At 60.8% G+C, this 12,693-nt stretch carries 11 protein-coding genes and 1 pseudogene; all 12 read left to right on the forward strand.

The window, feature by feature from the left end; all coding sequences use genetic code 11:
- Positions 1 to 126 precede the first annotated feature (126 nt).
- Complete coding sequence (locus K8U03_00740; GenBank protein ID MCE9603409.1) at positions 127 to 1,452, forward strand: tetratricopeptide repeat protein; 1,326 nt, start codon at positions 127 to 129, stop codon at positions 1,450 to 1,452.
- A 129-nt stretch (positions 1,453 to 1,581) separates the two neighbouring features.
- A complete protein-coding gene (locus K8U03_00745; GenBank protein ID MCE9603410.1) occupies positions 1,582 to 1,800 on the forward strand; it encodes a hypothetical protein in 219 nt (72 codons plus the stop codon).
- Positions 1,797 to 2,078: a type II toxin-antitoxin system mRNA interferase toxin, RelE/StbE family gene (locus K8U03_00750; protein ID MCE9603411.1), complete on the forward strand. Its 282-nt coding sequence runs from the start codon at positions 1,797 to 1,799 to the stop codon at positions 2,076 to 2,078. Before K8U03_00745 ends, K8U03_00750 begins: the two co-directional genes overlap by 4 nt.
- A gap of 6 nt (positions 2,079 to 2,084) precedes the next feature.
- Positions 2,085 to 2,651, forward strand: a complete 567-nt coding sequence (locus K8U03_00755; protein ID MCE9603412.1) for a ribosomal protein L7/L12 — start codon at positions 2,085 to 2,087, stop codon at positions 2,649 to 2,651.
- Between the two features lie 166 nt (positions 2,652 to 2,817).
- Positions 2,818 to 4,233, forward strand: coding sequence for an undecaprenyl-phosphate glucose phosphotransferase (locus K8U03_00760; GenBank protein ID MCE9603413.1), 1,416 nt, complete (start codon positions 2,818 to 2,820; stop codon positions 4,231 to 4,233).
- 213 nt (positions 4,234 to 4,446) lie between these two features.
- Positions 4,447 to 5,121, forward strand: coding sequence for a hypothetical protein (locus tag K8U03_00765; GenBank protein MCE9603414.1), 675 nt, complete (start codon positions 4,447 to 4,449; stop codon positions 5,119 to 5,121).
- A 778-nt stretch (positions 5,122 to 5,899) separates the two neighbouring features.
- Positions 5,900 to 6,352 carry a VOC family protein gene (locus tag K8U03_00770; GenBank protein MCE9603415.1) on the forward strand — a complete coding sequence of 151 codons (453 nt, stop codon included), beginning with the start codon at positions 5,900 to 5,902 and terminating at the stop codon, positions 6,350 to 6,352.
- Positions 6,353 to 6,675: 323 nt separating this feature from the next.
- Positions 6,676 to 7,137 carry a hypothetical protein gene (locus tag K8U03_00775; GenBank protein MCE9603416.1) on the forward strand — a complete coding sequence of 154 codons (462 nt, stop codon included), beginning with the start codon at positions 6,676 to 6,678 and terminating at the stop codon, positions 7,135 to 7,137.
- Positions 7,119 to 8,813, forward strand: coding sequence for a PQQ-like beta-propeller repeat protein (locus tag K8U03_00780; GenBank protein MCE9603417.1), 1,695 nt, complete (start codon positions 7,119 to 7,121; stop codon positions 8,811 to 8,813). The genes K8U03_00775 and K8U03_00780 overlap by 19 nt, the downstream gene beginning before the upstream one ends.
- Positions 8,814 to 9,601: 788 nt before the next feature.
- Positions 9,602 to 10,198: pseudogene (locus K8U03_00785) on the forward strand (PQQ-binding-like beta-propeller repeat protein).
- Positions 10,199 to 10,231: 33 nt separating this feature from the next.
- Positions 10,232 to 11,584 (forward strand): PQQ-like beta-propeller repeat protein, encoded by a 1,353-nt coding sequence (locus tag K8U03_00790; GenBank protein MCE9603418.1) that lies wholly within the window; start codon positions 10,232 to 10,234, stop codon positions 11,582 to 11,584.
- Positions 11,585 to 12,042: 458 nt separating this feature from the next.
- On the forward strand, positions 12,043 to 12,681 hold the full coding sequence (locus K8U03_00795) for a sigma-70 family RNA polymerase sigma factor (protein ID MCE9603419.1): 639 nt from the start codon (positions 12,043 to 12,045) through the stop codon (positions 12,679 to 12,681).
- The last annotated feature ends 12 nt before the right edge of the window (positions 12,682 to 12,693 follow it).

A 12,693-nucleotide genomic window follows, 5' to 3' on the forward strand; every position in this document is an offset into this window, starting at 1 on the left:
GCCGCTCGCAGTCGGGCTCGGTTCGCACGTCGCCCGGGTTTTTGCCGTCGCATCGAATCTATTTTTGCTTGGGGTGCTCGTCTTCGTACGGGTTCCTTTCCTCGGTCGTATTGGGAGATCGTTCGTATGTCGCAAGGCTTGGAATCGGGTATCAAGCAGTTGGCACTTTCGAACAGTCCGCTGTCGCCTGCCGAAGTGAAGCAGGCCATGCAAGCGGTCTCGACCGACATGACGAACTTTCGCGCCTTGGCCGATGCGGTCAACGAGCTGGAAGTGAACGAGAACCCGACCCCGGCCCAAAAGGTTCGGCTCGGCATCTGCTACTACCTGCTCGGCCGCAATCGCTTGGCGACGTCGACCTTGAGCAGTGCCGACGGCAGCGCGCTGGCCTACTTCTATCTCGGCAAGGCGAAGTTCTCCCAAGGAGATCACCGCGCGGCCGACGAAGCCTTCCAACAAGCAGCCAAGGGGGGCTTCCCGCACGACGATGTCACGCTCGCCCGAGCCGATGCGCTGCGCAACGCCGGCGATGCCAAGGGGGCGCTCACGTTGCTCGATTCTCTCTCCGGCGCGGTCGAGCAAACGGCCGAATATCTCTATCAACGCGGAGCCACGGTCGGCGTGCTCGGCGGCAACCCGACGGAAGTCGTCGCGCTGCTGGAACGGGCCGTCGAACTCGATCCCGGCCATCCGGGGGCATTGTTCGGCCTCGGCATGGAGAACGATCGCCGCGGCAACGATGAATACGCCTTGGATCTCTACCAACGTGCGGCCGTTCGCTTCCCGACGCATGTCGGAGCGCTCTTGAACCTCGGCATCTTGTATGAAGATCGCTTGCAGTTCGAGAAGGCTCGCCAGTGTTATCAGCGCATTCTCGATGCGTATCCGAACGATCCTCGGGCTCGGCTCTTTTTGAAAGATGCCCAAGCTTCGAGCGATATGTTCTACGATGAAGATGCGCAGCGCAAGCGCGACCGGATGAGCCAAGTGCTCGGCATCCCGGTCACCGACTTCGAGCTTTCGGTTCGAAGCCGCAACTGCCTGCAAAAGATGGGGATCATGACCCTCGGCGATCTCACTCGCTGCACCGAGCAAGAGTTGCTCGGCAGCAAGAACTTCGGCGAGACGAGCCTCAACGAAATCAAAGAGATGATGACGTCGAAGGGGCTGGAGCTCGGACAACTCGCGCACGAGAAGTCGCACCCGACGACGACGTACGAACCGGAAGCGCTGAGCCCGGACGAGCAAGCGTTGCTCAGCAAGAGCATCGCCGACTTGAACCTTTCGGTTCGGGCCCGCAAGTGCATGGTCCGTTTGAATATCCAAACCGTCGGCGAGTTGATCCGCCGCACCGGCGACGAGATGCTCGAATGCAAGAACTTCGGCGTGACGAGCCTCAACGAAGTCCGTGAAAAACTCACGCAATACGGCATCAAGCTCCGTGGAGACTGAGGTTTAGCCGCCGATATCGAATCGAACAAAAACGCGGCGGCTCATCCCGCCGCGTTTTTCATGCGCCGGCGTCCGGAAACGCTTTGGGAGAGTCTGCGAGGTTTGCTACGATGGTGTTAGGAGGATCACATGATAGCTTCTACATCTAAGTTCAACGATTTACTGAGCGAAGTCGGCCGATTGTCGCTCGAAGAACAAACGGAATTCGTGAACGTGCTTCAGCACAGGCTCATCGAACTGCGGCGTGATGAAATCGCGGCCGACATTGCCGAGGGAATGAAAGAGTTCGCCGAAGGAAAATCGACTCCCACGACCGTCGAGGAGATCATGCGCGAGCTGAAGTCGTGAAGCGAGCGATTCTACAGTCCAAGTCTTTCGCCCGCGCCTCGAAAGCTTATCTCAAGACGCACCCTAAGAGTGCTGACGCAATTGAAGACGTTCTGAATCTCCTCGCGGCCGATGCGTACGACCCGCGCCTTCGCACCCACAAGCTACAGGGGCGCTTTGACGGTTATTGGTCGTGCAGCGCCGGCTATGATCTTCGGGTCTTGTTTCAGTTCGTAACTCATAACGGTGAGGAAACGATCCTTCTCCTCTCGCTGGGTACGCATGACGAGGTCTATTGAACATCGATGGCTTCCTGCCCGATCTGCAATCATGTGAATCCGGCCGGCACGGCGCGGTGCGAGAAGTGCGACTCGTGGCTCGCGCAGGCTGCCGACGTCGGGCTCAAGCCGCAGGTGCGACCCGAGACGGCGAGCGCGAACACCACCGGTTCTGCGTCGCCGCTCACTCCGCAGTTTGCCGACGAACTACTCGCAATCCTCCAGGCGGGACGAAAGATCGAAGCGATCGCATTGTTTCGCGAGCGAACCGGGCTCGGCTTGCGCGAAAGCAAAGCGGCCGTCGAAGCGCTCGAAGCTGGAAGGCCGTTGCCGAACAGCGAAGCTGCTGCCGGAGTCGACGAAGGGAAAGTCGTCGCACTGTTGCGCGAGAATCAATTCATCAGCGCCATCAAAGAATATCGCACGGCGACCGGCCTGGGCTTGAAAGAGGCGAAGGACGCGGTCGAGGGGATCGCTCGCAAACACGGCATCGTCCCTAAACAGCAGGGATGTCTCGGCGCGCTGCTTCTCCTCTCGACTGCGATTCCACTGACCATGTGGTGCGTTGCGCAATTCGCGGCGGCAGGCCGATAGCTTCGCGCCAGGTCCGGTTATGCGGGTCGTTCCGCCTGTGTTAGACCACGCCTGAACGGACGTAAAACCGCGACCTATGTTTGCCGGAATCTCCACTTCGGACCTGCACGCGCTTTCGTAAGCCGGCGGATCGTCGTATTCAGGCACACTCGCTCAGGTTCGCGTTATGCAAAGCCGTCGGATCACGCAGCACATTTCGCTGCTCGGCATCGTTCTCCGAATGACCGATGTGGCAGGCATTGCGCTCGGCTTGTACGCCGCTGCGGCATGCGTCGATGTAGAGCCCGCGCATGCCGGCGCCATAGCCGCCGTGGCGGCGATCGCCGTGTTTCATTTGCTCAGCGAAGTGACCGGGCTCTATCGAAGTTGGCACGGGGTCTCGGCCGATCGCGAACTGCTGTGCGCAACCCTGACTTGGTCCCTGGCGGTACCGGTCCTGTTCGTGCTCGGCTTTGCGTTCGATACGCTTGCACCGCTTACTACCGAGCTTTCGCATCGTGGGATTCTGCTTTGGGCCGGGCTCGCGCCGCTTGCGATCGTCGGGCTGCGCTGTGGCTTTCGGATGTACCAACGTCGACAACGGGCCAAGGGGCGCAACGTCCGGGGGCTCGCGATCGTCGGCTGCACGGAGATCGGCTTTCAACTCGCGCGCAACATCGAACGAGCGCCGTGGAGCGGTCTGCGCACGGTCGGCTTCTTCGACGACCGGCCCGAGGAACGTCGTCAATCGCTGCCGAACGACGTGGCGGCCTGTGTCGGCAACATCGAAGAACTCGTGCGCCAAGCGGCCGACGGCCGAGTGCATATGATCTACATCACGCTGCCGCTCAGGGCCGAAAACCGGATCAAGAGCGTGTTGCAGCGGCTGGCCGACACGACGGCGTCGGTCTATCTCGTGCCGGATTTCTACGTGTACGAGTTGCTCCATTCGCGATGGATCAACGTCGGTGGGCTGCCGGCGGTGAGCATCTTCGAGAACCCGTTCTACGGCGTCGACGGCATGGTGAAGCGCGTGCTCGACGTCACGGTCGGTACGCTGATGCTCGTCGGTGCGGCGATTCCGATGCTGTGCGTCGCGGCGGCCGTGAAGCTCTCCTCGCGCGGGCCGGTCTTCTTCAAGCAGAAGCGCTACGGTCTCGACGGCCGACCGATCGACGTTTGGAAGTTTCGCTCGATGACGGTTTGCGAAAACGGGGCGGAAGTGACGCAAGCCAAGAAAAACGACATGCGCGTGACCAGGGTCGGTGCGTTCATTCGCAAGACCTCGCTGGACGAGCTACCGCAGTTGTTCAACGTGCTGGAAGGGACGATGTCGCTCGTCGGTCCTCGGCCGCATGCCAACGCACACAACGAACACTTCCGCAAGCAGATCCAAGGTTACATGCTGCGCCATAAAGTGAAGCCGGGCATCACGGGCTTAGCTCAAGTAAGCGGCTGGCGCGGCGAGACCGACACGCTCGACAAGATGCAAAAGCGCGTCGAATGCGACCATCAGTACATCCGCGACTGGTCGCCGTGGCTCGACATTAAGATTTTGTTCCGCACCGTGTTTACGGTGCTTTCGAAGCAGAATGCGTATTGAGGAAGGGATCAGGGGTCGGGGGCCAGGGGTCAGTTAAGACCTGAGCCCCGCGGAACTCCCGTCTTCTACTGATCCCCGACCTCTGACCTCTGACCCCTGCCTAAAAAAAGAAACCGGCCCGGGGTTTGATCCCCGGGCCGGCTTTTATTCAGCAACACATTTCCGAATCGCAACGCTTAGTAAGCGTGAGCGATCGAGCGACCGCTGCGAATCGTGGCCGAAGGATCGACCATCGGCGGAGGAGGCATCGGGCCCTTCTCCTTCTTCGGAGCAACCTTCGGAGCGGCCGGGGCAGCCGGAGCTACCGCGTCGCCACAGGTGGTGCAGGTCGGAGCAGCATCGGCACAGGCCGGAGCGGCACACGTCGGAGCAGCACAAGTCGGGGCGGCACACGACGGAGCGGCTTCACCGCAGGTCGGAGCAGCACACGACGGAGCGGCACACGAAGGAGCAGCCGCACCGCAAGCCGGGTCGGCACAACCGTTGGTGCAGCTATTGCAGCTGTTGCACTTCGGCAAGCAGCAGCTGATGTTCTTGAACCGGAACAACCGGCTCAGGATGCAGCGATCGTTGCACTTCGAGCCGCAAGGATCGCAGCAGCCGTTACCGGCACCGCACGAAGGACCGGCAGCACCGCAAGCCGGTTCGGCAGCGGCACAGTTCGGACCAGCGTCACCGCACGACGGAGCGGCACAGCTCGGGGCTGCACAGCTAGGAGCCGCACAGCTTGGGCCGGCGTTACCGCACGACGGAGCAGCAGCACCGCAGGCCGGATCGGCACAGCCGGTGGTGCAGGTGTTGCAACCGGAGTTGCAGCAGCCGCGGTTCAACAGGCCGCGAAGGCCCGAGAACAAGCCGCATTGTTTACCGCAGCCGCTACCGCATTGATCGGCACAGCCGTTACCGGCCGAACCGCAAGACGGATCAGCAGCCGCACAAGTCGCTTCGTGGCAGGCAGGACCCGCATCGCAGCAGGAAGGTTGGCAGCAGCTGCCCCCACCTACCATACGATCGAGCAAACCGGCTCCGAAGCTTTGGCTACATAGCCCGGCACTCATTACGAGCGCCCCTAGAAACTTAGAGAATTTCATCGAGCAACGTCTCCTTTGCGGAACTGCGGGCAGCGCGTCGCTTCGACTTCGACACCGTTTGGGCCGCACCTCTTTGTGCTGCTGAAGCGAAGCGGCTGAACACGCGTCGCAGGCATCCTGCCCGTCGCTCGTTCGGCCAACTTCAGAGGTTCGATCCGTCGGTGTTTCTGTCGGTGCGGCGTGGGTCGGGACCCACAATTCACAAGTTATGAACATCAGAACCGTCGAGCCCTTCCGTGGCTCGAAAAACTGGTGCGGCCTCTGATGTCGCAACGGGCCGGTTGGGCTCCGTGTGCTACACATGGACAACCTTTGTAATCGGCCCCGCGGAGAATCCGCCTTGAGAGGGCGGAACTAATTTTCCTCAAATGGTTTACGTTTCCTAAGGGGCAAGGTTTGCGCGTCGCGTAGACTAGGAAAACCTTGCGGCCTCACAACCGGCAAAGTCTGCCGAGTCGATCGTAGGCGACGCACGATCGGTCTGTTATCGTCAGCCCGATCGGCAAGGTCGGCCTAGCTTTTGAAATCGCATTTCGCTCGCGTGCGCTCGATAGCACTCCCAGCATGGTTGCAACATGACTATTCGTTACGCCCATACCAACCTCATTGCCGACGACTGGCGAGGCTTGGCGGACTTTTACGTCGAAGTCTTCGACTGCGTTCCCATCAGCTCCGAGCGCGATCACCATGGGCCTCTGACGGACCAACTGACAGGCATGCCCGGCGCGAGGATCCAAGGTCGCCATCTTCGTCTTCCAGGACACGGCGACCTGGGGCCGACGCTCGAGGTGTTCAGCTATGCCCAGAACGCCGCGCACCCGCCGACCGAGCTCCACCGGCCGGGCTTCCAACACTTAGCGTTCGAGGTCGACGACGTGGAACAAAAGCGAACCGAGATCCTTGCCCGCGGCGGACGCGAAGTCGGCCAACTCGTGACGCTCGATATCGCCGGCGCGGGCTTGCTCACGCTCGTCTATCTGACCGATCCCGAAGGGAACATTCTCGAACTTCAAAAGTGGCATAAGTAGCCGTCGGACTGTGAGTGTCGAAACTCTCCACTTCGAAGTTACGAGCCGCGTAGCAATCGGCGACACAAGCACACCCCTCTTTCGCCGGCGATGGCGTTCGGCGGCAACTCTCAGAGGGAAAGTCGTTCCGATACCGGTCAGATCAACGGTTTTGCATCCCTTTTCACGGGCAACTTGCTAGGCCCTTCCCGGCTGCGTATCCTTAATCCTTCCCGCCGTGCTCCCCGCCTGCTTGCAAATTCGTCGTTCGGCCTCGATCTCGCGGCCGTTTCGCTCCGCATTGCTTCGGCATCTTGAAATAACCTCGCATTGAGAATTCCCGTATGAAATCGTCCCGCCTCGTCGTGACCCGTTCGTGGATCACCGCTCCTTGGGCACTCGCTGCGATTCTGCTATTCGCCGCCCCTTCCTTCGGGGCCGATCCGCTCGATTGGCCCAACTGGCGCGGCCCTGAACAGAACGGCATTTCACGCGAGACGGGCCTTCCCGCCGAATGGGATTTCGACGGCACGAATCTTCTCTGGAAGAGCACCGAACTCGCCACGCGCTCTACGCCGATCGTGATGAACGGCAAGCTCTATACGTTGGCGCGCAGCAATCCCGAAACACACAAGGAAGGCGAGAAGGTCATCTGCGCCGATGCCGCCACCGGCAAGATCTTATGGGAAAACAAATTCAACGTCTTCCTCTCGGATGTTCCGGCCGAGCGCGTGGCCTGGGGTGTCGTCGTCGACGAACGAACGTCGCCGTCGTTTATGAAGACCTCGTGCTTATCAGCGCCGTGATGACGAACTGGGGCGAGCTTTCGGTTCCCGCGCATCGCTTCATCGCCTTCGACAAGAAGACGGGTCAAGTCGTTTGGTTCAACGGCACGTCGCTGCGTCCCGACGACACGACCTATAGCACGCCGACGATGGGGGTCATCAACGGCCAAGCCTCGATGGTGTTCGGTTCCGGCGATGGTCGGGTTTGGGGTTTCCAACCGCGCACCGGTAAGCCGGTGTGGAACTATCAAATGTCGCTGCGAGGTTTGAACGTTTCGCCGCTGATCTCCGGCGACACCGTCTATTTCGGCCAAAGCGAAGAAAACCCCGACGACAGCAGCATGGGTGCCGTGGCGGCGCTCAACGTGGCCGACGCCAAAGGAGACGTGACGAAGACCGCCGCTCTCTGGCGCAATAAAAAGCAAATGGTCGGCAAGAGCTCGCCGGTCGTGGTCGGTGATCGGGTTTATGCGTTCGACGACGGCAACATCTGCTATGTGCTCGACGCGAAGACCGGCGAATCGATCGGCAAACCGCTCCGCCTGATCGGCTCGATCATGCGTGCGAGCCCCCTCTATGCCGACGGTAAGATTTACGCCTGCACGACAAGCGCGTATCACTGCATCGAGCCGACGAAGACCGGTGCGAAGATCACGCAAAAACTCCGGTTCCCGAACGGCGAAGAGATTCACGGGTCGATGATCGCCTCGCACGGCCGGCTCTATCTGCCGACGATCAACGCCATGTACTGCATCGGGTTGAAAGATGCCGTACCGGCCGCAACCGAGCGTCCGGCGTTGCCGAAAGAAGCCGAACTCACCGACAAGACCCCGGCGGTGGTGCAGGTCGTGCCGGCCGAATCGCTCATCAAGCCGGGCGATAAGATCGCTTACAAAGTTCGCTTGTTCAACGCGCGCGGCCAGTTGCTGGAAGAACCGAAAGACGTGAAGTTCAGCATCACCTCCGGCGGCGAGATCGACGGCTCGGGCAACTTCACCGCGGCGAGCGAACCGAAACATACGGCAGCTTACGTGACCGCCGAAGTCGGTGGCTTGAAAGGAACGGCAAGGTTGCGCGTCATCCCGCCGTTGCCGTGGAAATTTAATTTCGACGAGATCACGGTCGACACGCCGAATCCGGTGTCGGGCGTCTTGGAAGGAGAGCCGCCGGCCACGTGGATCGGCGTCCGCTATCGCCACAAGATCCGCGCAGTCGACGGCAACAACGCGATGGTCAAGGTGACGACGATTCCGAAAGGAACGCGCAGCCAAAGTTGGATGGGCCGCACCGACTTCCACGACTACACGATCCAAGCCGAAGTGCGCGGAGCTACGAAGAACGGCAAGCTGCCGGATGCCGGGCTCATCGCGCAGCGCTATACGCTCGACTTGATGGGCAACGCGCAACAATTGCAGATCCGTTCTTGGACGGCCCTCCTCGAACATCGCTTCGCCGTGAGCGCGCCGTTTGCTTGGAAGCCGAATACGACTTACGTGTTGAAGTTCCGCGCAGAGACTTCCGGCGAGAAGGCGATCTTGAAAGGGAAAGCCTGGAAGAAGGGAGATGCCGAGCCGGCCGAATGGACGATCACCGGCACCGACGAAGTCGGCAATCTCAACGGAAGTCCCGGCCTTTTCGGCAACGCGAACGATGCCGAAATCACCTACGACGAAATCACCGTGACGCCGAACGAGTAAGCATAACTTTTCGATCATCGCTATTCGAGGTGCTCCGTGGAGCACTTCATCGCCCGATCTCAGATTAGGATAACCTCATGTTCTCGACGTTTTCTCGCCGGCTCGCGATTCCCTGTTTAGCGAGCTTAGCGTTCGGCCTCGGCTGCGATTCCCCTAAGCCTGCCGCACCCCGCGGAAGCACCGGCGGAATCGGTAGCTCGGCGATCGCAACTCCTGCGTCATCCGACCCGCTCGCTCCGCCGGTGATCGAAGTTCCGGCGAAGGTGAAGCTCGAGCCGGCCGAAGTGGCTCCGGTCAAAGTCGTCACGGAAGGGACGCCGGTTCCCGTCGCCTCGGCCGCAGGCTCGAAGAAAGTCGTCGAGAAGGAAGTCACGGAATCGATCGTCGTTCCCGGCGCTACGAAGACGACGACGACCGAAACGAAGGTCGGCGGCACGGACGTCAAGACGACCGTCACGACGACGCCCGCCGCATCTCCTACCGGCACTTCTCCTACCGACATCGGCGGCAAGCCGCCCATCATGCTCTCGCCGAGCGTTACCGTGAAGGTCGCTACTCCGGCTGCAACGCCGACCTCGACCGTGCCCGTTAAAGTCGAGGTGAAAGTCGAGCTCGCGAAGCCGGCTACGGAAATCAAGCCGGAAGTGAAGCCTGAGATCAAGCCGGAAGCTAAACCGGAAGTGAAGCCTGCGCCTGACGCGAAACCGCAAGCGGACACGAAACCGGCTCCCGAAGTGAAGCCTAATGCCGAAGTGAAGCCGGAGGCGAAGGCTCCGATCGCCGTTGCGATGGTAGACACGAAGACCACCTCCGGCGCAACCGCTATCGCACCCTCGGCGGGTTTCCTTCCGCCGCAAGCCTTGCTGGCCGGGAAGTCGTCCGTCGCGGCGCCGGTCATCGGCGTGAAGAAGGACGACTGGAATCAGTGGGGCGGCTCGTCCGTTCGCAACAACATTCCGGCCGGTAAGAACATCGCCTCCGAATGGTCGCTCGGCGAAGGCTACCTCAGCGACGGAGTCTTCAAGAAAGAAGACGCGTCGAAGAACGTCCTGTGGGCCGCCGCCGTCGGTTCGCAAACCTACGGCAATCCGATCGTCGCCAACGGCCAAGTCTATGTCGGCACGAACAACGGCGCCGGCTGGATCAAGCGCTATCCGGCCGCAGTCGATCTCGGCTGCTTGATCGCGTTCGACGAAAAAGACGGCAAGTTCCTCTGGCAACATTCCAGCGAAAAATTGGCGACCGGTCGCGTACACGATTGGCCGATGCAAGGTATCTGCTGCTCGCCGCTCGTCGAAGGGGATCACGTCTGGTTCGTGACGAGCCGCGGCATCGTGCTTTGTCTCGATGCCCAAGGTTTCTACGACGGCGAAGACGACGGCCCGATCGTCGGCGAGCCGGTGCGGCTCTTCGACGTAATGAAGAACGACGACCCGAAGCTCGACAAGCTCGAGCCCATGCTCGTCGAGCTCAAGGCGGGCAAGGTCGCCGAAGGCTTGCGCAAGCAGTTCTCCGCGCTCGGCATAGAGCTGCCGGCCGATGTCGCCGTCGCGGCGGGCAAGCGCCCGAGCAGCTTCGTGGCGAAGTATAAAGACGGCGCGCTCGAACGCGTCATTCAAATGCAGATGGAAGGGCCGAAGCTCGGCGTATACAAGGTTCTCAACGTCTCCGACAAAGACGAAGCCGACGTGATCTGGCAGCTCGACATGATGAACGAGCTCGGTGTTTCGCAACACAACATGTGCTCCTGCTCGGTCACCGATGCCGGCGATTTCCTCTTCGTCTGCACGTCGAACGGCGTCGATGAAGGCCACATCAACCTGCCTGCTCCCAACGCTCCGAGCTTCATCGCGCTCGACAAGAAGACCGGCAAGCTCCTCTGGAAAGACAGTTCGCCGGGACTCAACATCTTGCACGGCCAATGGTCGAGCCCGGCCTATGCCGTGATCGACGGCACGCCGCAGATCATCTTCGCCGGCGGCGACGGTTGGCTCTACAGCTTTAAGGGAGACGCCGGAAAAGACGGCAAACCGGAGTTGCTCTGGTCGTTCGACGCCAACCCCAAGACCTCGAAATACATCCTCGGCGGACGAGGCACGCGCAACGAGATCATCGCCACACCCGTCATCTACAACGACTTGGTCTATCTCGCGGTCGGCCAAGATCCCGAGCACGGCGAAGGGATCGGCCATCTCTGGTGCATCGATCCGAAGAAGCGCGGCGACATCAGCGGCGAGCTCGCCTTCAGCTTGAAGGATCCCAAGACCCCGATCCCGCATCGCCGCTTGCAAGCGGTCGACGAAGCGGCCGGCGAAGTCGCTCGCCCGAACCCCAACTCGGGCGTCGTTTGGCACTACAGCCAGTTCGACAAAGACGGCAACAAGAAGGTCGCCTGGGAAGAAGAAATGCACCGCACCTGCGGCACCGTCGTCATCAAAGACGATCTGCTCTACATCGCCGACTTCAGCGGCTTGTTCCACTGCGTCGACGCGAAGACGGGCGTTCCTTATTGGACCCACGACTTGCTCGCCGCGTGCTGGGGTTCGGCGATGATCTGCGACGGCAAGGTTTACATCGGCGACGAGGAAGGGAAGATCGCGATCTTCAAGCACTCGAAGGAATACGAAGAGCCGGGCATCGTCGAGATGGGCAACTCCATCTACACCACGCCGCTCGTCGCCAACGACAAGCTCTTCATCGCCAACAAGACCCACGTCTTCGCCATCGGCCCGAACGAAGGGGACGGCGAGTCGAAGAAAGACGAGAAGTAAAACGCTTGCCTCGCTCAAGCCCTCGGAGCGCGGACGGCGCTCCGAGGGCTTTTGCATGCGCTGGCGAATGACTGATGCCTCATGTCTAATGCCTAAGGAAGCACGCATGTCGAAGCCCGAGGGTTTACTATTCGTGCTTCGTCCTTCTTTCGTCATTCGGATTTCGACATTCGACCTTAGGGAATCGACATTCCCTCACTGACCTCCACGAGCCCGGCGACGTCGAGCATTCCGGTGATGCTCGTGTCGAACTACCCGGAATACCAAGCCCAGGCCGTGGCGCTCGGAGCCGCCGCAGGTTTCGGTAAGGCGGATCTCGACCGCCCGGAAACCTTAGCGAAGTTCGCAGCCGCCCTCCAATCATGAGGTGAACGAAGGTAGCGAACGCTTCGCAACGAGCGTAGTATGCACCGACGATCACTCGCCGTCCCCATGGATAGACCCAGAGTCCGCTCATCGTGACCGACGCAGCTTCCGTTTCCGGCATCACTTCTCAGAGTTTGCTCGCGCGCGTGCGTCGGCATGCGCCGGAAGCTTGGGAACGCTTGTCGGCAATTTATGGACCCTTGGTCTATCAATGGGGACGCCGGTGCGGCCTGCCGGCGGAAGACGCCGCGGATATCGTGCAAGAAGTGTTCGGAGTTCTCGCGCGCAGAATCGACGACTATCGGGGCGCGGGAAAATTTCGCGCCTGGCTCTGGACCATCACGCGCAACAAAGTCCGCGATCATCTTCGCCGCTCACAGGCGCAAGCCCTCGCCGTCGGCGGATCGACCGCTTATCAAAGCCTGCAACAACTCTCCGACGATGCGCCCGAGCCGTGGTCGGCGGAAGAGCGGAGCGCAACGAAGCATTCCGTTGCGCAGCAGGCCGGCGCGGAGCAAGGCCTGGCGGAAAAAGGAATCACGACGCGGACCTTGGAACTGGTGCGCGCCGAGTTCGAGCCGACCACTTGGCAAGCGTTCTGGATCGCGACCGTCGAAAAAAGAACGGCCGCCGAAATCGCCGCCTCGCTCGGCATCACGAAGCACGCCGTTCACCAAGCCAAGTACCGCGTTCTGCGACGCTTGCGCGAAGAGTTCGACGGGCTCGCGTAAGCGTAAACGCCG

This window comes from Planctomycetia bacterium (assembly GCA_021413845.1).
In the GTDB taxonomy this organism is placed as follows: Bacteria; Planctomycetota; Planctomycetia; order Pirellulales; family PNKZ01; genus PNKZ01.